Source organism: Albidovulum aestuarii, assembly GCF_029961185.1.
GTDB classification, from domain to species: domain Bacteria; phylum Pseudomonadota; class Alphaproteobacteria; order Rhodobacterales; family Rhodobacteraceae; genus Albidovulum; species Albidovulum aestuarii.
On the sequence record NZ_JASBQQ010000003.1, the window covers coordinates 250,584 to 273,622 of the forward strand.

Annotated in this window: 22 protein-coding genes and 1 tRNA gene; 10 read left to right on the plus strand and 13 right to left on the minus strand. The window is 62.8% G+C overall.

Annotated elements, in window-relative coordinates:
* Window positions 1-9 precede the first annotated feature (9 nt).
* A complete protein-coding gene (locus QKW60_RS09300) occupies window positions 10-1,311 on the plus strand; it encodes a c-type cytochrome (protein ID WP_419762674.1) in 1,302 nt (433 codons plus the stop codon).
* 149 nt (window positions 1,312-1,460) lie between these two features.
* Here QKW60_RS09300 and QKW60_RS09305 read toward each other — a convergent pair whose 3' ends face one another.
* Window positions 1,461-2,786 carry an ATP-binding protein gene (locus QKW60_RS09305; RefSeq protein ID WP_282368229.1) on the minus strand — a complete coding sequence of 442 codons (1,326 nt, stop codon included), beginning with the start codon at window positions 2,784-2,786 and terminating at the stop codon, window positions 1,461-1,463.
* A gap of 42 nt (window positions 2,787-2,828) precedes the next feature.
* Here QKW60_RS09305 and QKW60_RS09310 point away from each other — a divergent pair, with 42 nt between their 5' ends.
* The 5 genes from QKW60_RS09310 to QKW60_RS09330 all read left to right on the plus strand — a co-directional run bounded on the left by QKW60_RS09310 (window position 2,829) and on the right by QKW60_RS09330 (window position 6,957).
* The gene (locus QKW60_RS09310; RefSeq protein ID WP_282368231.1) at window positions 2,829-3,740 is read left to right on the plus strand and encodes an MBL fold metallo-hydrolase; all 912 of its coding nucleotides are present in this window, start codon (window positions 2,829-2,831) and stop codon (window positions 3,738-3,740) included.
* A gap of 69 nt (window positions 3,741-3,809) precedes the next feature.
* Window positions 3,810-3,884, plus strand: a tRNA-Asn gene (locus tag QKW60_RS09315).
* Window positions 3,885-4,170: 286 nt separating this feature from the next.
* Window positions 4,171-5,205, plus strand: a complete 1,035-nt coding sequence (locus tag QKW60_RS09320) for an LLM class flavin-dependent oxidoreductase (protein WP_282368233.1) — start codon at window positions 4,171-4,173, stop codon at window positions 5,203-5,205.
* Between the two features lie 9 nt (window positions 5,206-5,214).
* Entirely contained in the window at window positions 5,215-6,012 is a 798-nt protein-coding gene (locus QKW60_RS09325) for a carnitinyl-CoA dehydratase (protein WP_282368235.1), read from the plus strand.
* A complete protein-coding gene (locus tag QKW60_RS09330; RefSeq protein ID WP_282368237.1) occupies window positions 6,013-6,957 on the plus strand; it encodes a 3-hydroxyacyl-CoA dehydrogenase NAD-binding domain-containing protein in 945 nt (314 codons plus the stop codon). It abuts the gene before it with no gap.
* Window positions 6,958-7,020: 63 nt separating this feature from the next.
* Here QKW60_RS09330 and QKW60_RS09335 read toward each other — a convergent pair whose 3' ends face one another.
* The 8 genes from QKW60_RS09335 to QKW60_RS09370 form a co-directional block, all read right to left on the minus strand.
* Complete coding sequence (locus QKW60_RS09335) at window positions 7,021-8,073, minus strand: threonine aldolase family protein (protein ID WP_282368239.1); 1,053 nt, start codon at window positions 8,071-8,073, stop codon at window positions 7,021-7,023.
* Window positions 8,073-8,537: a YcgN family cysteine cluster protein gene (locus tag QKW60_RS09340; protein WP_282368240.1), complete on the minus strand. Its 465-nt coding sequence runs from the start codon at window positions 8,535-8,537 to the stop codon at window positions 8,073-8,075. The genes QKW60_RS09335 and QKW60_RS09340 overlap by 1 nt, the downstream gene beginning before the upstream one ends.
* Window positions 8,538-8,578: 41 nt before the next feature.
* Entirely contained in the window at window positions 8,579-9,163 is a 585-nt protein-coding gene (locus QKW60_RS09345; RefSeq protein ID WP_282368242.1) for a GNAT family N-acetyltransferase, read from the minus strand.
* Between the two features lie 56 nt (window positions 9,164-9,219).
* Window positions 9,220-10,146, minus strand: coding sequence for a bifunctional riboflavin kinase/FAD synthetase (locus QKW60_RS09350; RefSeq protein ID WP_282368244.1), 927 nt, complete (start codon window positions 10,144-10,146; stop codon window positions 9,220-9,222).
* A gap of 31 nt (window positions 10,147-10,177) precedes the next feature.
* The gene (locus tag QKW60_RS09355; protein ID WP_282368245.1) at window positions 10,178-10,621 is read right to left on the minus strand and encodes a MaoC family dehydratase; all 444 of its coding nucleotides are present in this window, start codon (window positions 10,619-10,621) and stop codon (window positions 10,178-10,180) included.
* 129 nt (window positions 10,622-10,750) lie between these two features.
* The gene (locus QKW60_RS09360; protein ID WP_282368246.1) at window positions 10,751-11,632 is read right to left on the minus strand and encodes a TIGR01459 family HAD-type hydrolase; all 882 of its coding nucleotides are present in this window, start codon (window positions 11,630-11,632) and stop codon (window positions 10,751-10,753) included.
* Window positions 11,633-11,724: 92 nt separating this feature from the next.
* Entirely contained in the window at window positions 11,725-12,642 is a 918-nt protein-coding gene (locus QKW60_RS09365; RefSeq protein WP_419762668.1) for a manganese-dependent inorganic pyrophosphatase, read from the minus strand.
* A 123-nt stretch (window positions 12,643-12,765) separates the two neighbouring features.
* Window positions 12,766-13,758, minus strand: a complete 993-nt coding sequence (locus tag QKW60_RS09370; protein WP_282368248.1) for a TraB/GumN family protein — start codon at window positions 13,756-13,758, stop codon at window positions 12,766-12,768.
* A gap of 206 nt (window positions 13,759-13,964) precedes the next feature.
* On the opposite strand from QKW60_RS09370, the gene groES reads away from it, so the two are divergent.
* From groES to QKW60_RS09385, 3 genes are all read left to right on the plus strand, one after another.
* Window positions 13,965-14,252 carry a co-chaperone GroES gene (gene groES / locus QKW60_RS09375; RefSeq protein WP_105513761.1) on the plus strand — a complete coding sequence of 96 codons (288 nt, stop codon included), beginning with the start codon at window positions 13,965-13,967 and terminating at the stop codon, window positions 14,250-14,252.
* Between the two features lie 48 nt (window positions 14,253-14,300).
* Complete coding sequence (groL, locus tag QKW60_RS09380) at window positions 14,301-15,947, plus strand: chaperonin GroEL (protein ID WP_282368256.1); 1,647 nt, start codon at window positions 14,301-14,303, stop codon at window positions 15,945-15,947.
* Window positions 15,948-16,151: 204 nt separating this feature from the next.
* Complete coding sequence (locus QKW60_RS09385; protein WP_336619160.1) at window positions 16,152-17,006, plus strand: DMT family transporter; 855 nt, start codon at window positions 16,152-16,154, stop codon at window positions 17,004-17,006.
* A 61-nt stretch (window positions 17,007-17,067) separates the two neighbouring features.
* Here QKW60_RS09385 and QKW60_RS09390 read toward each other — a convergent pair whose 3' ends face one another.
* Window positions 17,068-17,568, minus strand: a complete 501-nt coding sequence (locus tag QKW60_RS09390) for an NUDIX domain-containing protein (RefSeq protein WP_282368258.1) — start codon at window positions 17,566-17,568, stop codon at window positions 17,068-17,070.
* Between the two features lie 29 nt (window positions 17,569-17,597).
* Between QKW60_RS09390 and QKW60_RS09395 the strand changes: the two genes are divergently transcribed.
* Window positions 17,598-18,323, plus strand: a complete 726-nt coding sequence (locus tag QKW60_RS09395) for an alpha/beta fold hydrolase (RefSeq protein WP_282368260.1) — start codon at window positions 17,598-17,600, stop codon at window positions 18,321-18,323.
* Between the two features lie 84 nt (window positions 18,324-18,407).
* Here QKW60_RS09395 and QKW60_RS09400 read toward each other — a convergent pair whose 3' ends face one another.
* The 3 genes from QKW60_RS09400 to QKW60_RS09410 form a co-directional block, all read right to left on the minus strand.
* Window positions 18,408-20,417, minus strand: a complete 2,010-nt coding sequence (locus QKW60_RS09400; RefSeq protein ID WP_282368261.1) for a hydantoinase/oxoprolinase family protein — start codon at window positions 20,415-20,417, stop codon at window positions 18,408-18,410.
* A 9-nt stretch (window positions 20,418-20,426) separates the two neighbouring features.
* Entirely contained in the window at window positions 20,427-22,043 is a 1,617-nt protein-coding gene (locus tag QKW60_RS09405; protein WP_282368262.1) for a GMC family oxidoreductase, read from the minus strand.
* Window positions 22,044-22,131: 88 nt separating this feature from the next.
* Entirely contained in the window at window positions 22,132-23,031 is a 900-nt protein-coding gene (locus QKW60_RS09410) for an NAD(P)-dependent oxidoreductase (RefSeq protein WP_282368263.1), read from the minus strand.
* Window positions 23,032-23,039 lie beyond the last annotated feature (8 nt).

Genomic DNA, 23,039 nt, shown 5'->3' on the forward strand with positions numbered 1-23,039 from the left:
TGTCCGGCCATGTGGCGAAGGGGTGAAACCTGCGGCGTCTTGGCGGCGGTCCTGTGGACCGCCACGCTCGGCTGCGCCTCCGCGCAGGATTTCTTCACGCTCAAGGGTCATGGCGGCCCCGTCAAGGGGATCGCGGTGGGCGAGGACGGCACCATCGTGACCGCGAGTTTCGACAATTCAGTGGGGGTCTGGCAGGGAGGAGTGCCTGAATGGCTGGAGGGCCACGAGGCGGCTGTCAACGCCGTGGTCTATCTGGGTGAGGGGAGGGCCGTTTCGGCCGGGGATGATTTTTCCTTGCGGCTCTGGGATGGCGACGGGGGGCATGTCCTCGGCCGTCATCTTGGAAAGGTGGTGCGGCTCGCACTATCGCCCGATGGCTCACGGGTTGCCTCGGCCAGTTGGGACGGGACGGCGCGGATCTGGCCCCTGGCAGGCGATGCCCCGCCTGCGGTAATCGAGGGGCACCGGGGCAGCGTCAATGACGTGGTGTTCTCGCCCGATGGACGGCGGCTTTACACGGCCTCGGCGGATGGGACGATCCGGGTCTGGAATACGGATACGGGTGAAGCCCTTGGCCAGCTTGTCCATCACGGCTTCGGGGTCAATGCATTGGCTATGGCGGCGGACGGGTCATGGCTCGCCTATGGCGCCGTCGATGGCGGCACACGGGTGCTGGCCCTGCCGGGGGGCGAGGTGATCGGGGACTACACGCTCGACCGGCGACCGATCCTGGCATTGGCGCATCACGCAGGCAGGCAGCGGATCGCCGTCGGTGATGCCGAAGGATACATAATGATGCTCGATACGGACGAATGGCGGATCGCCGACGATTTCCGGGCGACGCTGAAGGGGCCTGTCTGGGCCTTGGCCTTTTCGCCTGACGGGGCGAATATCCATGCCGGTGGGCTGGACAATGCGATGTATAGCTGGCCGGTCGACGATCTCGACGGGGTGAAGATCGAGGACGATGGACAGAGCTTCCTGACCCCGCCCGAAGAGATGTCGAACGGCGAGCGGCAGTTCCAGCGCAAATGCTCCATCTGCCACGCGCTCGGCCCCGATGGCGGGCGGCGGGCCGGGCCCACGCTGCACGGGCTTTTCGGGCGAAAGGCGGGGTCGGTGGCGGGCTATCCCTATTCCGAACGGCTTGACCGCGGGGATATCGTCTGGAGTGACGAGACTGTGGATCAGTTGTTCGACCTCGGTCCGGATCACTTCATTCCAGGGTCAAAGATGCCGATGCAGCGGATAACCGGGGCAGAGGATCGGGCTGACCTGATCGCCTTTCTGAAAGAGGCGACGGCGCGGTAAAGCTGACGCCTGCGTGTCCGTTGCAATGAACGTCGCCCGCAATGAACCCGCCCAGGTCGGTTTGTCGAGCGTGGACGACGCGACTTAGCCGTGGGTATGCCGAGTTCCACCCGGTTGCAGTCGCATCCGCAGGGGCTGCGCTGATTTGCCTAGCGTGCCAGGACCAGTTCCGCCTTCAAACCGCCAAGACGTTCGCTGTCGCGCAGCCGCAATGTGCCACCGTGGCTGCGGGCAATGTCTGCGGTGATCGCCAGTCCGAGGCCGACACCGCTGCCGCGATCCTGATTGCGCGAATCGTCAAGCCGCGTGAACGGTCTCAGCGCTTCGTCCCGGCGTTCCCGGGCGATCCCCGGACCGTCATCCTCGACCGTGATCCGGATTGAGCGATCGAGCACCTCAAGCGAAAGTTCCGCCCGCGTGCCATACCGTACGGCGTTGCCGATCAGGTTATCCAACGCGCGCCGAATTGCATCGGTCCGAAGCGGCGCCTGACCCGACCCTTTCACGCTGTGCAATGTCACCGCCTGACCCGCCCGTCGCGCATCCTCGACGACGGTTCGGATGAACGGAACCGGGTCGGTCATCACCGGTTCTTCCTCCAACGCGTCGCCGCGAACGAATGCCAGAAACGCGTCGAGAAGCCGCTCCATATCGGCGATATCCCGTTTCATCGCGTCGACTTCCGGATCCGGGTCCAGAAGGGAAAGGCTGAGTTTGAGACGGGTCAATGGCGTTCTGAGGTCATGGCTCACCCCGGACAGAAGAAGCGTTCGTTGCTCGATCTGCCGTTCGATCCGTGCGCGCATGTCGAGAAAGGCATTCCCTGCCGAACGAACCTCTATCGCGCCTGTCGGCCGATACGGCAGGACGCGCCCCTTGCCGAATGCCTCGGCGGCCCGCGCCAAGCGCCGGATCGGGCGCAGTTGATTGCGCAGAAAAAGAACCGCGATAAGCGTCATCAAAAGACCTGTGACGACCATCAGGACGAGCAACTGATGCGGGTTGCTGGCCGAAACGCGGCGCCGGTCAAAGGTGATTCCGAAAGCGCCGTGTGGCCCGTCCATCACCAATCTGACTTCTCTCAGATTGGTCAGATCGATCGCACGTATTGAGTCAAACGCCTGCCGCAATGTCTCGACGACAACCCGCCCTGAAAGGTCATAAAAAAGCCGCGTATCCTTGGTCGGTGCGTCGGCCGGCGGAGGGATTACGAATTCCATCGACAATGCGGTGCCGTAGCCCTCAAGTTCAGCCGCGGCTGCGACCGGATCGACCGCATCCGCCATGCGATCGTCCAGAAATGCTATTTCGTTGACAACATTGCGCGTCATCTGCCGGGTGACGCCTTCGAAATGGCGTTGAATGAAGGCTATGGACACGACAGCCTGAATAATAACGATAGGCAGGATGAGGATAAGCGCCGCCCGGCCGTAAAGCCCCCGTGGCAGAAAGCGCTTTGTCCAGGTGAAGATCATGTGCCGACCCTAGCGGCGCCATGCAGGGAGAAAAAGCGGAAGATGACGGATGGCGGGAAAATCCCCATAGGCCACGGCGTGTCTGACCTGCTGGAGCCGGGGCTGCGGCGCGTGATTGCGCCCAACCCATCACCGATGACGCTCCACGGGACGAACAGCTACATCGTTGGTGAAGGCAAGGTTGCCGTGATCGATCCCGGACCTGCCAATGCAGCGCATCTTTCCGCTCTTCTCGGCGCGCTTGCGCCGGGAGAGACGATCGCCCATATTTTCGTCACCCACGCTCATCTTGATCATTCGCCTTTGGCTCGGCCGCTCGCCACCGCAACCGGCGCTCCGGTGCTGGCTTTCGGCGATGCGCTGTCCGGGCGTACCCCGTTGATGGAGCGTCTGGCGGCCACCGGTACGCTTGAAGGCGGCGAGGGGGTGGATGCGCAATTCGTACCGGACGAAGTGCTCGCCGATGGCGAGGAGGTATTCGGCCCCGATTGGGCGCTCAGGGCGTGGCATACACCGGGGCATTTCGCAAACCATATGTGTTTCCAATGGGGTGAGGTGATATTTAGTGGCGATCACGTAATGGGGTGGGCCTCTTCTCTGGTATCGCCTCCCGATGGGGATATGCGGGCCTATATGGCGTCGCTCGACAAGCTGGCGGATCTTGCGCCACGCCGTCTGCATTCTGGTCACGGCGCCCCGATACCGGATGCAAGGGCTCGGATTTCGGAGCTGATGATCCATCGCCGTGAACGCGAAGCGGCGATCCGCAAGGCGCTCCTTGATGGCCCGGCCGATGCCACGACTGTCGCTGCCAGGGTCTACACCGATACAGCAGCGCCCCTGATGCGAGCGGCCGCGCGCAATACCTTTGCTCATCTCATTGACCTGACAGAGAGAAATCTTGTCCAGCCGGATGGAGAGCTATCGTTCAGCGCCAGCTTCGCAATCCGGTGAGGGGCAGCGAATTTTTGTATCAATACCCACTGGACGCCCCTGACGGTGCTTGCTATATCGCGCCGGTGTTCCGGCGTAGCTCAGCGGTAGAGCAGTTGACTGTTAATCAATTGGTCGTAGGTTCGATCCCTACCGCCGGAGCCAAATCTTAGGAAAAGTATAGTGGGTCCGTTCCCTCTTCGGGGGGCAGGGATCCATTGCTTTTATCCGGCTGCTGGCGCTTTTTGTCTGCCGCGCTCCGATGAGACCGCTTTTGCAATATTAGGATACGGGTTGGTAACCGGCCCGAGCGATGTGTTCGCCGGTGGTCACTGACGTCGTTTCTCGATGGAGGCTGTGGCGAAAAAAAGCGTCCAGCGTCGAAATTCCGATACCTGCGGTCAGATAAGCAGCGAACACTGCAATTGATCAGGATCCGGGGAGGGACGGGATGAAATTCCAGCTGGCGATCAACATGGAGCGGATGGACGGATCGCTCGATATGAAGGATGTCGCGCGTCACACGCTTGACATGGTGCAGATGGCCGACCGGGGCGGATTCAATATCGTTTGGGCCGCCGAGCATCACGCACTGGAAATGACCATCGCCCCCAACCCCTTCTCGATCCTCGCCTGGTGGGCCGAGCATACAAATGACATCCGCCTGGGCACCGCCGTTGCCGTCGCCGCTTACTGGCACCCGATCAAGCTGGCCGGCGAGGCCGGTTTCGTCGACCTCATCTCGGGCGGGCGGCTGGAGTTTGGCATCGGCTCGGGCGCCTATCAGCGCGAGTTTGACCGCATGGCGCCGGGGCTGAAACAGTCCGACGCCTGGCGCTACATGCAGGAGATGCTGCCCTGTGTGCGGGAACTCTGGAAAGGCGATTACGAACACAAGGGCGAGTTCTGGTCCTTCCCGACCTCCACCGCCGTGCCAAAGCCGGTTCAGAAAGAGGTGCCCGTCTGGGTCGCCGCCCGGGCCCCCATCACCTATGATTACGCGGTGCGCGAGGGCTGCAACATCATGTCCTGGCCGCTGACGCGGGGAATGGACGAGGCCGAGACCTATATGGGGCGCCTCAACGATGCGATGGCGGCCCATCCCGGCGCCAAGCGCCCGGTGATGGCGATGATGCGCCACACGGCCCTTTATGACCGGAAAGAGGACTGGATGGTCCCGGTCCGCGCCGCCCAGCGTCAGCTTGGCCAGTTCGAGAACCTGTTCAAGAATCTCGGCGATGTGAAGGACGGTTTCCCGAAACAGATCCCCTTCGAAGACCTCGGCAACCGCGCCGAATACGACCCGAAGATGCTGCACAATAACCTGATGTTCGGCACGCCCGACGAGGTGATCGCCAAGCTCAAGCAATATGAGGCAATCGGAGTGGATGAGTTCATCTACTACGCCAGCCTCGGCCTCGGCCTGCCGGAACAGAAACGCTCGCTTGAGCTGTTCATCAACGAAGTCATCCCCGCATTCTCGTAAGGAAACCCCATGTCCCATGTCGAAACCACCCGCAGGGGGCGGGTCTTGGAAGTCACGCTGAACAAGCCCAAGGTCAATGCCATCGATATCGAGATGAGCAAGGATATGGGCCGCGCCTTTGCCGAACTGCGCGATGACCCCGAGCTCTGGTGTGCGATCCTGACCGGGGCTGGTGAAAAGATCTTCTCCGCCGGCTGGGACCTGAAGGCGCTGAACAAGGGCGAGATGGAGCTCGATAACTGGTGGGAGGAGGATTACGGCGATGGCGGCTTTGCCGGGCTGACCGAGAACTGGAAACTGAACAAGCCGGTCATCTGCGCCCTGAACGGCCTCGCCATCGGCGGGGGTTTTGAGATCGCGCTGTCCTGCGACCTGATCATCGCCGCCGAGCACGTCGAATTTGGCCTGCCCGAGATGCCATTGGGCATCGTCCCCGATGCCGGTGCCCTGCAACGCCTGCCGCGCCGCATCCCCCACAACATCGCGATGGAGATGTTCCTTCTTGGCCGCCGCATGAAGGCCGACGAGGCCGCCCATTACGGACTGATCAACAAGGTTGTGCCGAAGGACCAGTTGATGGACGCCGCCCGCGAATGGGCGGACCAGATTGCGTGGTCGGCCCCGCTGGCTATGCAGTCAGTCAAGGAAGTGCAGCGCGAGATTGAGTGCAAGCCGCTTGAGGCCGCCTTCGCCCATATGCGGACAGGTGATTTGCCGACCTACCGCAAGATGCTGACATCGGAAGACGCCAAGGAAGGTGTCGCCGCCTTCGTCGAACGTCGCGATCCCGTATTCAAGGGGAAATAGATGTATCCCGATCCCTCCTCCGTAACGCGCATCACAACGCTTGGCGCCGGGCCCATCGGTGGCGGCTGGGCCGCACATTTCCTGGCGCGCGGGTACGATGTCACCGCCTATATCCATGGTGACGCCGAGCGCGCGGCGCTCATGGCTGTGATCGACACCGGCTGGATCAGCCTTGAGGCTCTGGGTCTGGCCAAAGGCGCATCGCGGGACCGGCTGACAGTGACGACCGATCTGGATGCCGCTGTCCGGGACGCCCAATTCATTCAGGAAAGCGCGCCGGAGCGTCTGGATCTGAAACAGGCGCTCTACCGTCGGCTGGGGGAGGTCGCGCCAAAAGACTGCGTCATCGCCTCATCTACTTCGGGCCTGATGATGACGGATATCCAGAAGGACTGCCCGACGCCCGAACGGACCGTTATCGGCCATCCGTTCAACCCGCCATACCTGCTGCCTTTGGTAGAGATCATTGGCGGCAAGCAGACCGATCCAGCCGCAGTCCAATGGGCGGCAGAATTCTACCGGATCGCGGGCAAGGCGCCGCTGATCATGAAAAAGGAAATCCCTGGCTTTGTCGCGACCCGGCTGCAAGAGGCGCTTTGGCGTGAAGCACTTCACATGGTCGCCAATGGCGAGGCAACGCCTGAGGATATCGACAATGCCCTGATGAACGGTCCCGCACCCCGTATGGCGGTGCAGGGTCAGTGCATGGCTTTTCATGTCGCCTGCGGCGAGGGCGGCATGGCCACCAATCTCGACCAGTTCGGACCGGCACTGAAATGGCCCTGGACCCGGCTGGAAGCGCCCGAACTGACGCAGGAGTTGCGCAACCGCATGGTGGATGGCTGCAATGAAATTGCTGCCGGGCGGCATTTCGAGGAGATGGCCGCCCAACGTGACCGCGAGATCGTTGCCGTTCTGAACGCGATCAAGTCTGCAAGACGCTAGGGTGATTTATTGGCCATCAGGACCAGTACTGCCAAGTGTTCGGTCACTTTGATGGCACTGCACTCAGCGGGCAAGAAGCCTCGCGAAGGTCTCGATCTCTGCCTCGGTCGTGCACCATGATGCGACAAATCTGGCGCTGACGGGACTGTCGTCAGGCCCCTCCAGTGATTGGTCGAACGGCCAGAGATAATAACGCGCGCCGGCGTCCATCGCGCGCCGATGTATGCTGCGCGGCAGGTAGGCGAAGAGGATATTCGCCTCGCGCGGATGCATCAGGCGGGCACCGGGGATCTTCAGAACCGCCTGTTCCAGCGCCGCCGCGCGGACGTTCGCCGTTTGCGCGAGTTTCAGCCACAAGCCGTCGGTCAGATAGGCCTCCATTTGTGCCGAAAGATAGCGATGCTTGGAAAAGAGATGCCCGCCGCGTTTGCGACGCAACTCGAACTCCCAGGCCTTGGCTGGATCGAAGATCACCACCGCCTCGACGCCGAGACAGCCATTCTTGGTGCCGCCGAACGACAGAATGTCGACGCCGGCTTTCCACGTCATCTCGGCAGGGGTCGCCCCGGTCGCAACGACCGCATTGGCAAAGCGCGCGCCGTCGAGATGGGTTGGCAGGCCATATTCCTTTGCGACCGCGGTCAGGGCGGCGATTTCGGCAGCTGTGTAAACCGTGCCTGCCTCGGTCGTATTGGTCAGCGTTACCGCGCCGCGCTGAACCGAATGGACAAAGCCGTGCGGAGTCTTCTCGATCGCGCGACGCAGGTCGGCCGGGGCAAGCTTTCCATCCCTGCCGCCGATGCGGGCGATCTTGCCGCCACCGATATAGAATTCCGGCGCGCCGCATTCGTCCATCTCCACATGCGCCTCGGCATGGGCATAGACGGCGCCCCAGGGCGGGCAGAGGCAGGCGAGCGACAGCGAATTGGCCGTGGTGCCAGTGGCGACCAGATGGACGGCGGCCTGAGGCGCTTCGAAAGTCTCGCGGATCAGTCCGCGCACACGCTCCATCGCCGGATCGGTGCCATATGACGGTGCATAGCCTGCATTGATCCGGCTCACGGCGTCGATGATCTCGGGCGCGGCGCCCGAGGCGTTGTCAGAGGCGAATTCCATCACAGATCCTCGATGATATGGTCTTCCCAGTCCTCTTCGGGGACTTCGAATTCCGGCAGGGTCCAGCCCCGGATCGACTGGCCGGCCTCATGGACGCTCTCGGCGTCGCCGGAGATCAGCGGATGCCATTCGGGAAGGTCCTTGCCCTCATAAAGCAGCCGGTAGGCGCAGGTCGACGGCATCCAGTAGGCGACCTTGCCGATCGTCTTCGGTGTCAGCACGACGCATTCCGGGACGAATGTCTTGCGGTTCTCGTACTGGCCGCAACGGCAGGTCTGATCGTCAAGCAGGCGGCACGAGATTCGGGTGAAATAGACCTCGCCGGTATCGGCATCCTCCAGCTTGTTCAGGCAGCATTTTCCGCAGCCGTCGCACAATGCCTCCCACTCCCGCGGGGTCAGCGAGGAAAGCGGGCGCTTCCAGAATTCGGGCCTGAGGCCGTCGCGGGGGATGTCGTGTTTCATGGCGCGCGACTTTGGCGGAGCGGCAGGCAAAAGGGAAGGGGTCAGAGTATCAACCGCATCAGCGGCCGCCCGGGTTTGGTGCGCGCGACCTTCTCGAACCCGGCATGGCGAAAGGTGGAGGTGGAGCCGACGAAGAGTCCGACCGACTTGGAGTGTTTGGCCTGATCGATGGGACTCGCCTCCAGCATCCGCGCGCCGTTTTCCTTTGCGTAGCGGATGCCTTCGGCGACGAAGGCCCGTGACAGGCCCTGTCCGCGCACGCGGCGCGCGTAGAAGAAACACGAGATTGCCCAGACTGCGTGATCGTCGGCGGGGCCGTCCGGCAGCGGGGTGGTCGAGCGGCGCGGATTGTTCCACTCCGGCACATCGGCGCGTGGGCCGATCTGCATCCAGCCAACAGGTTCGCTGTCGAGATACGCGAGAAGCCCAGGCGGCGGGCCGCGTCTGATGCGCGCCTCCATGAATGCGCGCTTGTCGTCCCCGACCATCTCGGCCCGCTCTTTTGGGCGCAGCCGGAAATACGTGCACCAGCAGCCGTAACAGGCCCCCTGCGGACCAAAGAGCCGTATGAAATCGGCCACGAGGTCGTGTGTTAGCGGCGCGAAAACGGCGGTCGAATTAGGCATCGGTTTCCTTTTGTTCCCCATACGTTCTCTTCTTTGCGCCGATGTGTCAATCGGTGTCAGGTTGTAGCAAGTATCTCCCGCGCCCTGTCGCAGTCGGCCTGCATCTGCGTGACCAGCGCGTCCAACCCGTCGAATTTCATCTCGGGCCGCAGATAGTCAACCAGCGCGACGGACAGGTGTTCGCCGTAGAGGTCGCCTTCGAAATCGAAGAGGAAGCTTTCGAGATTGGGCGTGTTTTCCCCGAACATGGGCCGCACACCAAGGCTCGCCGCGCCATCATAGGTTCCCTGATGCGGGCCGGTGAGAATGTCGATCTTGACCGCGTAGACACCAAGCTTTGGCAGGTGTAGGCCGGCGACACCCATATTTGCGGTCGGAAATCCCAGATCGCGGCCCCGTTTGTCGCCATGCAGCACCTCGCCCTCGATCCGGTGCCAGTGGCCGAGCATTGCTGCGGCATCGCGCGGGCGACCCTCGGCCAAAGCCGTGCGGATCGCTGTGGAGGACACCTCGACACCCTCGAAGGCCACAAGTTCGGCGATGGTAACGCTGAACCCGTGTTCCTGACCTGCGCGGCGCAATGTGTCGATATTGCCCTTGCGGCCCTTGCCGAAGCAGAAATCAGCCCCGACCGTGACGTGGGAGACGCCAAGCCCGGCGACCAGAACATCGCTGACGAATTCTTCTGCCGTCATACCCGACAGGACTTCGTCAAAAGGCAGTTCGTAAAGCTGATCGACGCCCAGCTTTTCCAGCCGGTGGGTCCGCGCCTCGGCGTTCATTAGCCGGAAGGCAGGGGCAGTTGGCGCGAAGTACTGGCGTGGATGGGGTTCGAAGGTGACGATGCCAAGGGATGCGCCGGGACGGCGCGCCTGACCGATCACGGCCTGATGGCCAAGGTGAACGCCGTCGAAATTGCCCATCGCGACCGAAGCGCCCCGGTCGGCATCCGTCAATCCTGTCCAGTGGAAATGCCTCTGCATCGGCCCCCGTCGGGCGGGAGCGCCCGCCGCTTCAGTCGAACTTGCGGCTTGGCGCCAGTACCAGCGCCTCGCCCTTCAGAACGACCGTATCGCCCACCGCGCAATGGGTTTCAAGGGTCACGCGGCGACGGGCGTGATCAATGGCCAGAACCTTGACCTCGGCATAGACCGTGTCTCCGGGGCGGACGGGCGCCATGAATTTGAGGCTCTGACCCAGATAGACGGTGCCATGGCCGGGAAGCTGTTCGCCGATCACCGCCGAAATAAGCCCCGCCGTCAGCATGCCATGGGCGATGCGGCCCTCGAAGATCGTATCGCGGGCATAATCGTCGTCCAGATGCACCGGATTGTGGTCGGTCGAGACCTCGGCGAACATCTCGATATCGCGGTCGGTGATCGTCTTCTGAAGATAACGGGTCATCCCGATCTCCAGATCCTCGATACAGATCGTTCCGCGCGGTTGGTTATCCAGCATCATCCCGAATCCTGAAAGCTCATGTTGCAGTGCAGCATAAGACAAGCGCGGCCCTCACGCAATGTCGGTCGGTAATTATTTAACTGTTTTCGGCTCTGGATCGAAAGATTGTTGCTGTCTGGTCATAATCTATCGCAGGCGGCCGATATTGTAGGTCGGTTCCATCTCCACCCCCTGCAGCCAGTCGTCCAGCATTGCAGGATCGGGGCTTTCCACATCCGTACCGAAACGCGCCGCTTCAAGACCGCCTGTGATGAAGAGCGTGTCGATGCCTTCGCCCATTCCACCCTTAATATCGGTACCGATTCCGTCGCCGACGGCGAGGATGCGGCTGTCGTCGATCACCCTGCCGTCCAGCGCTGTCAGCCGCCGTCGGGCGAGGTCGTAGATCGGCGGATGGGGTTTGCCAAAGTAAAGGCTCTCACCGCCCATCTCGGTGTAAAGTTGCGCCAGGGCCCCGGCACACCACTCCCGGCGCTCACCCCGGTCGACAACGATGTCGGGATTGGCGCAAAGGAGTTTCAGCCCCTTGGTCTTGGCGTAAAGAAACTCCGGCCGGTAGACGGACGGATCAGCCAGCGGGTCGCGCGGGCCGGTGCAGACGATGCCCTCGGCCTCTTCGAGCGGCACGATCTCGATCTTCTCGGGATTGTCGAGGATTCTCAGCGGCTCGAAAAAGCCACTGTCGGTTTCGGGATTGCCGATGAAGTGGACCTTGTGGCCGACGACGCCGCGAAACATGGCCGACCGGGCTGAATCGCCCGACGTGGCGATGGTGTCCCATGCGTCGCGCGGCACACCGATCTGGTCGAGTTGCACAGCCACCCCGGCGCGAGGGCGGGGAGAGTTGGTGACCAGAACCACCTTGCCGCCCTGCGCGCGGTAGGCCTGAAGCGCCGCGACTGCAGCGGGGAAGGGCCTCAGACCGTCATGCACGCAGCCCCAGAGGTCACAAAAGAGCGCGTCATACTGGGCACCGATTTCGGAAAGGGATTGGACGATGCGGGCCATTGGCGTCTCCTCTGCTTTGGGCCTTGTTACAGACCGGGGTCGGAAAAAGTAAGGGCGCCCGGAGGCGCCCCAACACAACGTTTGCCGGTCACTTAAAGTTTCAGCGCCGGGATGATCTGTTTCTTGCGGCTCATGATGCCGGGCAGGACGACCGTGTCGCCGCTGACGCTGGCGCCGAAGGAGGCTTCGGCCATCTGCTTCACCAGATCGTTCGGCACCAGCAGCGTCGCTTCCTCTTTCAGGATGTCGACAACAAACAGCAGCACCTGATCGGCGCCATCCTCTTTCGCGACATCGACCATCGAGGCCATCAGGCTGTCCTTGCGGTCAAGAACGACCTTGGGTGCGGTCGTCTCCAGCACCGAAACGCGCAGTTCCTTGCCGGCGACGTTATATTCTTTCGAATCCATGCGAAGGAGTTCGGCGTCGGAGAAGGCGGAGACATCGGATTTCGCGGCGAAAAGTTCGGCGGCATAATCCGCAATCGACACCCCCAACTCGCCTGCCAATGTCTCGGCGACTGCCCGGTCATGCGGCGTGGTGGTGGGCGAGCGGAATTCAAGCGTGTCGGAGAGGATGCAGGACAGCATCGCACCCTTGATCTTCTCGGGCATCTTCGCCGCATCCGCACCCATCAAGTCGAACATGATCGTCGCGGTGCAGGCCAGCGGACGGATGGTGATGTCGATCGGTCCCTTGGTCTTCAGGCCACCGGCCAGAAGGTGGTGGTCGATGATCTGGATAACATTGGCGTCATTGATCGAGCCGGGCAATTCGGCTGGATTGTTGGTGTCCACAACCACGCAATCCTCGCCCGCCGAAACATCGGCGATGATCGCGGGCTTCGGCAGGTCCCAGTGCTTCAGCACGAAGGCGGCTTCGGTGTTCGGTTCGCCGAGCAGGACTGGGGTCGCGGGGGTGCCCTTCACCTCGGTCAGGTACCAGGCCCAGATGATGGGCGAACCGGTGGAATCGGTGTCGGGGGATTTGTGGCCGAAGACCTTGATCATGTGCGTCATCCGTCAGGGAAATTGAAATCGCGCGCCTTATAGGCGCTGTTTCCGCGCTTGTCACGGGGACGAACCAGAGGCATCGGGTCGCGGGGCGGGGCTCTCCGATGAATCGCGCCGGGTTCAGAATGGCACCCGCTCGATGGTAAACCCCTCGCGTTCCAGAAGCGCCAGAACGCCGTCGTCGCCCGACAGGTGCAGCGCGCCGAAGGCCGCAAAGACCGGACCCTCCTGCGCTGCGGCCTCGATCACCGGTATCCAGGCGCGGTTGCGGCTGAACATCAGGGCCTCTTCCATCTCGGCCATGTCGGCATCCACCTGTTCCGGGGTCTGGCCCGGCAGTTTGTATGAGGCGAGCCGACCAATTTCCCATGTCAGGCGCACGTCCTCGGCGAAATACGCTTCCGAGAGCGTCGCGCCGTAGTCTTCGGCCTGTGCGTCCATGGCAAGGCCGGCGCGGATCATCTCCAGCTTCGCATCCTCGCTCATTCCTGCGAACAGATGGAAGATCGTGTCATAGGGTTCGAGCGCCCGGACCGGAATGCCTTTCTCCGCGGCGTGGTCAATGATGCGGGCATCGAGCCCTTTCTTGCCGGAATTGACCTCTTCCATCGCGCAAGGTGGGATGCCAAGCATCATCGACACGTACCAGGGCTGCATCTTGGCCACGAGAAAACCGGGAACGCCGCGGGCGTTCATTGCAACATTGAGCGCCTGCCAATCCGCCTCGGGCAATTGCTCGGGCAAAGTCGGGCCCTCGGTCCTGAACAGCAGGGCTGGATTACTCGTCATTTCAGACTTCAGATGTGCCTCTTCTTCTGGCCCTGCCTCGACCAGTACGACTGACGCCCGGTCGATATCCGTCGTCAACCGGTCGAAAACCGCGTCATGGCGCGGATCGTCAAGATGATAGGTGCCGACGAGCCGGACACTCTCGTCGCCACGGCTGGCAATCCAGGAATTGCCGCGTGCATAGGGCAGGTCGGCCACGCGAGCGTCCAACGCCGCCCGGTCCTCCGGCGGCATGGTCCGGAAAAGGCTGGTGCCGGAGCATTCGGCATGGACGGCGGTGCCCGAAAAAACCAAAAGGAAGCAGAAAATGGCGGTTCGTGTCATGTGCTTGTCACTTTGCGCGGTTCAATGGCCAGTGTTCGGGCATCTTTGCACGGCACCTGAGGCAAAGCCATGCCGACGGGGTGGCATTTTTACGCAATGCGGGAGTTGACTCGGGGCGGGACGGGACCTAACTACACTCCGTTAGCACTCACTTCAGGCGAGTGCTAATCCTGTTCAAACCTGGAACCCATAGGGAGAGTTACCAGATGGCATTCAAACCGCTTCATGACCGCGTGCTGGTCAAGCGCGTGGAAAGCGACGAAAAGACCAAGGGCGGTCTGATCATCCCCGACAGCGCGAAGGAAAAACCGGCCGAAGGCGAAGTCGTCGCCGTTGGCGAAGGCGCGCGCAAGGATTCGGGCGAGCTGATCGCACCGTCGGTCAAGGCCGGCGACCGCATCCTTTTCGGCAAGTGGTCGGGCACGGAAGTGACCGTCGACGGCACCGAAATGCTGATCATGAAGGAAAGCGACATTCTCGGCATCATCGCCTGAGACCACCGCTGACTTCGAAATCCACTCAGACAACCAGGAGCAAGCAAAATGGCTGCTAAGGACGTCAAGTTCAACACCGATGCCCGCGACCGTATGCTGCGCGGCGTCAACATCCTCGCCGATGCGGTGAAGGTGACGCTGGGCCCGAAAGGCCGCAACGTCGTGATCGACAAATCCTTCGGTGCGCCCCGCATCACCAAGGACGGCGTGACCGTCGCCAAGGAAATCGAGCTTTCGGACAAGTTCGAGAACATGGGCGCGCAGATGGTGAAGGAAGTCGCTTCGCGCACCAATGACGAGGCCGGTGACGGCACCACCACCGCCACGGTTCTGGCCCAGGCCATCGTCCGTGAAGGCATGAAATCGGTTGCCGCCGGCATGAACCCGATGGACCTCAAGCGCGGCATCGACCTCGCCACCGCCAAGGTCGTCGAGGCGATCAAGGCTGCCGCCCGTCCGGTTTCGGACTCGGCTGAAGTCGCTCAGGTCGGCACCATCTCGGCCAACGGCGAAGCCGAAATCGGCCGCCAGATCGCCGATGCGATGCAGAAGGTCGGCAACGAGGGTGTCATCACCGTCGAAGAGAACAAGGGTCTTGAGACCGAAACCGAAGTCGTCGAAGGCATGCAGTTCGACCGCGGCTACCTGTCGCCCTACTTCGTGACCAACCCGGACAAGATGATTGCAGATCTCGAAGACTGCATGATCCTGCTGCACGAGAAGAAGCTGTCCTCGCTTCAGCCGATGGTTCCGCTGCTTGAGCAGGTGATCCAGTCGCAGAAGCCTCTTCTGATCATCGCGGAAGACGTGGAAGGTGAAGCCCTCGCCACGCTCGTCGTCAACAAGCTGCGTGGCGGCCTGAAGATCGCCGCCGTCAAGGCGCCGGGTTTCGGCGATCGCCGCAAGGCCATGCTGCAAGACATCGCGATCCTGACCGGCGGTCAGGTCATCTCGGAAGACCTCGGCATGAAGCTTGAAAATGTCGGCATGGACATGCTCGGCCGCGCCAAGAAGGTCTCGATCTCGAAGGACAACACCACCATCGTCGATGGCGCCGGTGAGAAGGCCGAGATTGAAGCCCGCGTCAGCCAGATCCGCACCCAGATCGAGGAAACCACCTCTGATTACGATCGCGAGAAGCTGCAGGAGCGTGTTGCCAAGCTCGCCGGTGGCGTCGCTGTAATCCGCGTCGGCGGCATGACCGAGGTCGAAGTGAAAGAGCGCAAGGACCGCGTCGATGACGCGCTGAACGCGACCCGTGCGGCCGTTCAGGAAGGCGTGATCGTCGGTGGCGGCGTTGCACTCGTGCAGGCTGGCAAGTCGCTTGACGGCCTGAAGGGCGCGAATGCCGATCAGGATGCGGGCATTGTGATCGTCCGCCGCGCACTGGAAGCGCCGCTGCGCCAGATCGCTGAAAACGCCGGTGTCGATGGCGCTGTCGTGGCCGGCAAGGTGCGCGAGTCGAAGGACAAGAACTTTGGCTTCAACGCTCAGACCGAAGAATATGGCGACATGTTCAAGTTCGGCGTGATCGACCCGGCCAAGGTTACCCGGACGGCACTGGAAGACGCGGCTTCGATCGCCGGCCTCCTGATCACCACCGAAGCCATGGTCGCCGACAAGCCGGAGCCGAAGGGCGCTGGCGGCGGCATGCCCGATATGGGCGGCATGGGCGGCATGGGCGGCATGATGTAATTACGCCGTTCCCATACGGAACATCGAAGGGGCCCCAATGCGGGGCCCCTTTTCTTTGCCAGACTAGATCCTGTCACGGCTCGATTTCACCTGGCCTTTTTTGCCTTGCCGCAGCACTTGCGCGGTTTTGTTTCAGGCCGCTGTCGAACGAAATGTCCCACGCCGAAGGAAGGGAGTTGGCGGCCGGATCGCCGTGGTGTAGCCATGCGTATGTCCCTGTTCTTCCTGACCTTCCTGACGATGACCGCCTTTGCCGCGAATTCGGTGCTGAACCGGATGGGGGTCGGGTCGGGGCTGATCGACCCGGTGCTTTTTGCCGTTGTCCGGCTCGTGGCGGGTGCGACGATCCTCGCGGTGATGATCGGGCTGCGCCAGGCCGGCGGTGGCCGTGCGCTGTGGCCGGGCTGGCAGGGGCGTGTGGCCGGGGCCTTGTCGCTGCTTCTCTATCTTTTCGGCTTCTCGCTCGCCTATGGCGCGCTCGATGCCGGAGCCGGGGCGTTAATCCTGTTCGGGATGGTGCAGGTGACGATGTTCGTTGGCGCGCTGGTTGCGCGGGAAAGGGTTCCACTAAGGCGCTGGATCGGGGCAGGGCTGGCCTTCCTTGGCTTGCTATATCTTCTCGCTCCGGGATCGGGGGCCAATTCCAGCATAATGCATTCGGGTCTTATGGCGGCCGCGGGGATCGGCTGGGGGCTCTATTCGCTCTCGGCGCGTGGATCAGACGATCCGCTTGGCGCGACGGCGTGGAACTTTCTTCTCGCGGTTCCGGTGGCACTTGCCCTGATGCCGGTCTTGCCGGTCGGAACAACCGTGACCAGCTTCAATGGGATCGTTCTGGCGATCATTTCCGGCGCGATCACCTCGGGGCTTGGTTATGCGCTCTGGTACCGCGTTCTGCCCCTGCTTGGCGCGACGCGCGGGGCGGTGGCGCAACTGACCGTGCCGGTGCTCGCGCTTCTGGGCGGTATAGTTTTTCTGGATGAGGTTTTGACCCTGCGTTTCGCGATTTCCGCGCTTATGGTGCTGGGTGGGGTCGCCATTGCAGCGCGTAAGGCATAGCACAGTTTCGACGAATGCAGCCGACCAGGCATGGAGCTGTCACACGTTGCGATAACGCAGCCTATGCCACGATCACTTCCAGCGGATCGTATTCTGCAGGACCAACCGGACCAAAGGCGATGCGCGGCAGGCTGTCGGGTTTCAACCGGATCGAGGCCAGTTCGGCGGGGGCGAAGAAGCGGCGGGTATGGACGACGCGCGACGGATCGGACCAGCCCGGGTCGATCTGACCGCTGATCACATTGCACCGAAAAAAGAGGTCGACTTGGTGAAAGCCGGTGCGCGGATCGTGGAACTCATTGACCAGCGCCAGAGGGCCGACCGCGATGGTCAGCCCGCATTCCTCATGAACCTCGCGGACGAGATTTTCGGGCAGAGAACTGCCCGGTTCGACCCCGCCGCCCGGTGCACACCAGAGGTCGGAGCGCCGCCCGGCATAGGCGTTGACGAGCAGAAGTCGGCCCTCATGCAGGATGATGGCACGGGTTGCGAGACGGGGCGAACGAGCTTTCATCCGGCGCAGAGTGACGCGACGTCGGCTTTGGGGCAAGGCCTCTCGCATCGGGCGCGGCGATTTCCTATGTCTGGTTCATGTTGAGATACCTCATTCTCGCCTGCCTGACCCTCGTCCCGCATGCCGCGCGGGCCGATTGCGTGGTCCTGTTGCATGGTCTTGCCCGCAGCGACACCTCGCTTGCTGTGATGGAGGGCGCGCTCGGACGGGCCGGATATCGGGTGCTCAATGTCGACTACCCCTCGACCGAGGCACCGATTGAAACGCTGGTGGACGCCTATGTCGGTCCGGCAGTGGCAGAGTGTGGTGACGAAAGGGTTCATTTTGTGACCCATTCGATGGGCGGAATTCTGGTCCGGGCGTGGCTGGCGGACCACCGGCCCGGCGATATGGGGCGGGTGGTAATGATGGCGCCGCCCAATCACGGGTCCGAACTGGTAGACACCTTCGGCGATCTCGGCCCTTTCCAGTGGATCAATGGTCCGGCAGGGCTGGAATTGGGGACCGGGCCTGCAAGCGTTCCCAATGCTCTGCCCGCAGTGCAGTTCGACCTTGGGGTGATTGCCGGGAACACGTCGCTGAACCCGATCTATTCGGCGCTGATCGCGGGAGAGGATGATGGCAAGGTCAGCGTCGACAGCACACGCATTGGCGGGATGAACGACCATATCGTCCTGCCGGTCACCCACACGTTCATGATGAACAATCCAATGGTGATCGCCGAGGTACTGGAGTTTCTGGCGAAGGGTCGGTTCGATCACGAACTGACTTATATCGAGGCAGCGGAACGGTTGATCGAGTGACGGCGATGGCGTTCACCTGACACTGTTCTGCGTGCGTTGACTGCACCAACCAATCGATTGTGAAGCCGGAGACATCACCGGGGGTTAACCAGTGGCGATCCTCGGGCGGCCCTGCGCGGTCACCCGCAGGCGGGCTTCGATGAACATTGGCTGGCCTTCGATCTCGATTTCGGAAATGTTCCGGTCGACGGTCAGGCGGACTTTTTCCACCCCGGCCTGCCGTGCGCGGGATTCGGCATCCCCGACGAGCGCTGCCTCCAGCACGGCGATGGCCTTGTCGCGGTCGTTGAAACGCTGCGGACCATCGGGCAGGTGGGCGGAAAAGAGGCCGGGACCGGGGCTGGTGACGATGCCTTCGGCATGCATGGCGATCTGGCCGACAACTGCGCCGATGGCGTTCGCCACGCCCGCATGTTCGGGCAGGACCATGCGGCTGCCGATGCGGTCGCCCACCGCGCCATAGTAGGATGGTGCCGAGGCGCCGAGCCCGATCACTGGAACGCCGAGGCTTGTCTGCACCTTCACGATTCCGGAATGGCCATCGAGCCCCGCCTTCATCAGCGGATGACGGGCAAGGATCTCTGGCGCCTCGTTCCAGTCGCGGCTGTCCTCGGCAAAGGCAGCCTCCAAGAGGCAATCGACGGTCTGCGCGGTAAGCTGGTCGATGATCGCCTGCGCCAGATCCTCTGGCCCCGCCGCGATGCGGTCGCCGCGTCCGTTACGGCGGCGGGCGAAAAGGGTGACGGCCTTGCGCGCGGCGGTCGCGTCCCAGCTGTCAAGGCGACCCAGCACATGGGCGGCATCAGAAGGCGTTACCCCCGACAGCATCACATGGCCGCGCTGAACAAGGCGGGTGAGTGCCGGAAGTTCCAGCCTTGTGCGCACGCAATCGGCGATGCGGCGCGGACCGGCCAGCAGCCGCTCCACCACCGCCGCCTCGCGCCCCGAAAGCCCCTCGGGCGGGGTGTCGCGCCACATCGGGAGGGCGAAGCGCCCGTCATGTTCTCCGACCGCATCCATCGACAGCCATGTATCGAGCGCCTCATGGACCAGTTCGGGATAATCGCGGGCGGCGAGCGCCACGGGAACCAGACGCCGGGGGCCCAGGCGCAGGCTGGTTTGCAGACCCTCGATCAGGTGGACCTCGCTGTCGCCGCCAAGGCCCGTTGTCCGCATCGCCACCGCCTCGACCATGGTGCGGAACTCACCCACCCGTGCGCCCATCGGGTCGATCATCGGCTTGCCATCTTTCAGAAGGCAGACATCGGTCGTGGTGCCGCCTATATCCGAAACCAAGGCATCGGTTTCGCCGGTCAGCCAGCTTGCCCCGGCGATGGAGGCGGCGGGGCCGGACAGGATGGTCTCGATCGGCCGATCGCGGGCGAGGCCGGCCGATACCAACGCCCCGTCGCCGCGCACGACCATCAGGGGCGCGTCGATGCCAAGGCTTGCCATATGCGCCTCGCAGGCCGAGATCAGCCGGTCGATCATGCCGATGAGGCGGGCGTTCAGCACCGCCGTAAGGGCCCGGCGGGGCCCGTTCAGCCCGGCGGAAAGCTCGTTCGAACAGGTGACAGGCTTGCCGGTCTTTTCGCGGATCAGGTCGCGGGCGGCGGTTTCATGCGCCGGGTTGCGGGTTGCGAAACTGGAGGCGACCGCAAAGCCGGTTATGTCGGGGCCGAGCGCGTCCAGCCCGGCCTCAAGTGCTGCAAGGTCAAGCGGCGCAACTTCGCCGCCGCCGTGGTTGTGGCCACCCGCAAGCCGGATCACCGGATCGCCCTTCAGGGAGTCGGTCAGCCCGGCGCGGGCAAGCTCGCTTTCCTCGAAGCCGATGAACACCAGCGCCACGCGCCCGCCCTGACCCTCGACCAACGCATTGGTGGCCAAAGTGGTAGAGAGCGAGACCATGGCGATTTCGGTGGCCTTCACGCCCGCCTTCTCGATCGCGGCATCAATCGCACGACCGACGCCCAGCGACAGGTCGGGCCGGGTGGTCAGCGATTTCGCCGAGGCGATGACGCGATCCTCGCCCTCATTCAGGATCACCGCGTCGGTGTAAGTGCCGCCGGTATCGACGCCGAGAAGATAGGTCATGCGTTTCCCCTAGCTTGCGCCCTTCAGGATGCGGTCGGACCCCATCCAGCCGGTCAGAATCGACGGCGCATTGGTATTGCCGCCGATGAGCGTTGGAAAGACCGAAGCGTCGCAGACGCGCAGCCCCTCGACGCCCCGCACCTTCAGATCCGGGTCTACAGCTGAGGTCGCCGGATCGCTGCCCATCCGCACCGTGCAGGAGGGGTGGAACACCGTTCCCGACCGGGCGCGGAAATCGGCGATGAGGTCTTCGTCGGTCATGACCTCGGGCCCCGGCCGTAATTCCTCGGCGATGAGTGAACGCATCGGTTCCTGATCGGCGATCTTCCGAAGGTACTTCACCGCCAGGAGCATCTCTTCGACGTCGTGGTTGGTCGAGAACGCATTGGCGACGATCTTCGGGGCCGCAAAGGGATCGGAGGAGTTGAGCGTGATCTCGCCCCGGCTGGTCGGGCGGCAGTTCGACAGCCCGATGGAGAGACCCGAAAACGGGTCGGGCGTCAGCAGGGGCCGTTCCCCCACCCGGGGGATGAGGGTGGAAAACGCCTGAAAGTATAGTTGCATATTCGGGCGCGACAGGTCGGGCGAGGTACGGAAGAACCCGCCCGCATGGTTGATCGACTTCGCGAGCGGTCCCCTGCCGCCCATGAAATACTTCATGCCCACCAGCATCTTGCCCCACCAGGGCCGCAGGATGTCGTTATAGGTCGGAACATTCATCCGCCAGGTGTAGTTAATGCCCTGATGATCGTTCAGGTTCTGGCCGATCTGGGCGTTGTCGGCGATTACCTCAATCCCGTGATCCTTCAGATGCGCAGCCGGACCGACACCCGAAAGCATCAGAAGCTGCGGCGAGTTGATTGCGCCGCCCGACAGGATCACCTCGCGCCCGGCACGGGCCTGATGCAGCTTCCCGCCTTTGCGGTACTCGACTCCGACAGCCCGACGCCCTTCGAAGAGGACGCGGGCGACATGGGCATGGGTAAGGACCGTTACATTCGGGCGCTTCATTGCGGGGCGCAGGAAGGCGCGTGCGGCAGAGTTGCGCCGTGCTTTGTGGATCGTCATCTGGTAGACGCCGACGCCTTCCTGTTCCGCGCCGTTGAAATCGGCGTTGCGGGGCAGACCAGCGGCCTCGGCCGCGCCGATATAGCTTTCGACCAGCGGATGCAGGTCCGTGCGATTGGCCGAGATGAACAAGGGGCCGCCCGTGCCGCGAACGTCATTACCGCCTGCCTCGTTGTCCTCGATCGCGCGGTAGGCCGCGCGCGCGGCCTCCCAGCCCCAGCCGGACCCGGCGGCGTCTGACCAGTCGTCATAGTCGCTCTGATGGCCCCTTATCCAGACCATCGCGTTGATCGACGACGACCCGCCAAGGATCTTGCCGCGCGGCCAGAAATCCTGATTGCCTGCAAGACCGGGATCGGGTTCCGTCCGGTACATCCAGTTCACGGCCGGATCGAAGAAGAGCTTGCCGTAGCCAAGGGGCAGATGGACGTAGAACCGCCGGTCGGTGCCTCCCGCCTCAAGCACCAGAACCCGGTGCCGCCCGTTCGCTGACAGCCGCTCGGCCAGTACTGAGCCCGCCGAACCCGCGCCGACGATGATATAGTCAAACCCGTCCATGCTCTCCTCATGCAAAGCACCCCGCCCTGATGCCTCAGGCGGGGTCTGTGTTCATCCCGTTCCGCGACGGGTCAATGTCGTTTTGCGGTCATTCCAGCCGTGCGGGGAAGCCCGGCGCGCGCAGATCGGTGCCCAACTGATCTTCGAGCAATTTCGCGATCATCGGCGATTGCGCCTCACCGCCATAGGCCGCCTTGGCGGCGATATAGGTCTGGTTGGTCATGCTGGCCAGTTCCAGCGGAACGCCGAACTCCTTGCCGAAGCCGAGCGCAAAGCCAAGGTCCTTCAGCGCGAGGTCGATGTTGAAGGCGATGTCGTAGGAGCCGTTGAGGATCAGCGCGCCCTCGGTCTCATGGACAAAGGAATTGCCCGACGACGCCGCGATGGCATGCCAGGCCTGCCCGAGATCGAGCCCGCCGCGCTTGGCCAACATAAGCGCCTCGCCGCAGGCCTTGAGGTGGATGAAGGCCAGCATGTTGGTGATGACCTTGATGATCGAGGACGACCCCAAGGGTCCCATGTGGAAGACCCGATTGCCCATCGCCTCGAACGCCTTCCAGTGCATATCGACGGTCTCCTTGTCGCCGCCCGGCAGCATGGTGATCTCGCCGCGATAGGCGAGGTGGACGCCGCCGGTGACGGGCAGTTCCAGCATTTTGATGCCATGCGCTTCGGCCACTTTCGCGAAGGCCAGCACGTCGTCGCGACCGAGCGTGGACATCTCGATCCAGGTCGCCCCCTTCTTCATCTTGGGCAGGATCTGCGCCAGCACCTTTTCGGTGACGGCCGGAGAGGGCAGACAGGTGATGACGTGATCGACATTCGCCGCGACCTCGGCCGCGCTGTCGGCCCATGTCGCGCCTGCCGCGATCAGGGGTTCGGCCAGTTCCTTCTTCAGGTCGGTGACCGTGACCTTGAAGCCCGCCTTCAGCAGGCAGCCCGCGCAGGCCGCTCCGAGATTGCCGAGGCCGATATATCCGTAATGCATGTTTGTTC

Bases quoted from the DNA above. Each gene is read 5' to 3' on its own strand.
- QKW60_RS09330 (WP_282368237.1), top strand. From the start codon at position 6,013: ATGTATCCCGATCCCTCCTCCGTAACGCGCATCACAACGCTTGGCGCC.
- QKW60_RS09305 (WP_282368229.1), bottom strand. From the start codon at position 2,786: ATGATCTTCACCTGGACAAAGCGCTTTCTGCCACGGGGGCTTTACGGC.
- QKW60_RS09310 (WP_282368231.1), top strand. From the start codon at position 2,829: ATGACGGATGGCGGGAAAATCCCCATAGGCCACGGCGTGTCTGACCTG.
- QKW60_RS09345 (WP_282368242.1), bottom strand. From the start codon at position 9,163: ATGCCTAATTCGACCGCCGTTTTCGCGCCGCTAACACACGACCTCGTG.
- QKW60_RS09360 (WP_282368246.1), bottom strand. From the start codon at position 11,632: ATGGCCCGCATCGTCCAATCCCTTTCCGAAATCGGTGCCCAGTATGAC.
- QKW60_RS09365 (WP_419762668.1), bottom strand. From the start codon at position 12,642: ATGATCAAGGTCTTCGGCCACAAATCCCCCGACACCGATTCCACCGGT.
- QKW60_RS09300 (WP_419762674.1), top strand. From the start codon at position 10: ATGTGGCGAAGGGGTGAAACCTGCGGCGTCTTGGCGGCGGTCCTGTGG.
- QKW60_RS09325 (WP_282368235.1), top strand. From the start codon at position 5,215: ATGTCCCATGTCGAAACCACCCGCAGGGGGCGGGTCTTGGAAGTCACG.
- QKW60_RS09385 (WP_336619160.1), top strand. From the start codon at position 16,152: ATGCGTATGTCCCTGTTCTTCCTGACCTTCCTGACGATGACCGCCTTT.
- QKW60_RS09335 (WP_282368239.1), bottom strand. From the start codon at position 8,073: ATGGAATTCGCCTCTGACAACGCCTCGGGCGCCGCGCCCGAGATCATC.
- QKW60_RS09400 (WP_282368261.1), bottom strand. From the start codon at position 20,417: ATGACCTATCTTCTCGGCGTCGATACCGGCGGCACTTACACCGACGCG.
- QKW60_RS09390 (WP_282368258.1), bottom strand. From the start codon at position 17,568: ATGCGAGAGGCCTTGCCCCAAAGCCGACGTCGCGTCACTCTGCGCCGG.
- QKW60_RS09320 (WP_282368233.1), top strand. From the start codon at position 4,171: ATGAAATTCCAGCTGGCGATCAACATGGAGCGGATGGACGGATCGCTC.
- QKW60_RS09370 (WP_282368248.1), bottom strand. From the start codon at position 13,758: ATGACACGAACCGCCATTTTCTGCTTCCTTTTGGTTTTTTCGGGCACC.
- QKW60_RS09395 (WP_282368260.1), top strand. From the start codon at position 17,598: ATGTTGAGATACCTCATTCTCGCCTGCCTGACCCTCGTCCCGCATGCC.
- QKW60_RS09355 (WP_282368245.1), bottom strand. From the start codon at position 10,621: ATGCTGGATAACCAACCGCGCGGAACGATCTGTATCGAGGATCTGGAG.
- QKW60_RS09350 (WP_282368244.1), bottom strand. From the start codon at position 10,146: ATGCAGAGGCATTTCCACTGGACAGGATTGACGGATGCCGACCGGGGC.
- groL (WP_282368256.1), top strand. From the start codon at position 14,301: ATGGCTGCTAAGGACGTCAAGTTCAACACCGATGCCCGCGACCGTATG.
- groES (WP_105513761.1), top strand. From the start codon at position 13,965: ATGGCATTCAAACCGCTTCATGACCGCGTGCTGGTCAAGCGCGTGGAA.
- QKW60_RS09405 (WP_282368262.1), bottom strand. From the start codon at position 22,043: ATGGACGGGTTTGACTATATCATCGTCGGCGCGGGTTCGGCGGGCTCA.
- QKW60_RS09410 (WP_282368263.1), bottom strand. From the start codon at position 23,031: ATGCATTACGGATATATCGGCCTCGGCAATCTCGGAGCGGCCTGCGCG.
- QKW60_RS09340 (WP_282368240.1), bottom strand. From the start codon at position 8,537: ATGAAACACGACATCCCCCGCGACGGCCTCAGGCCCGAATTCTGGAAG.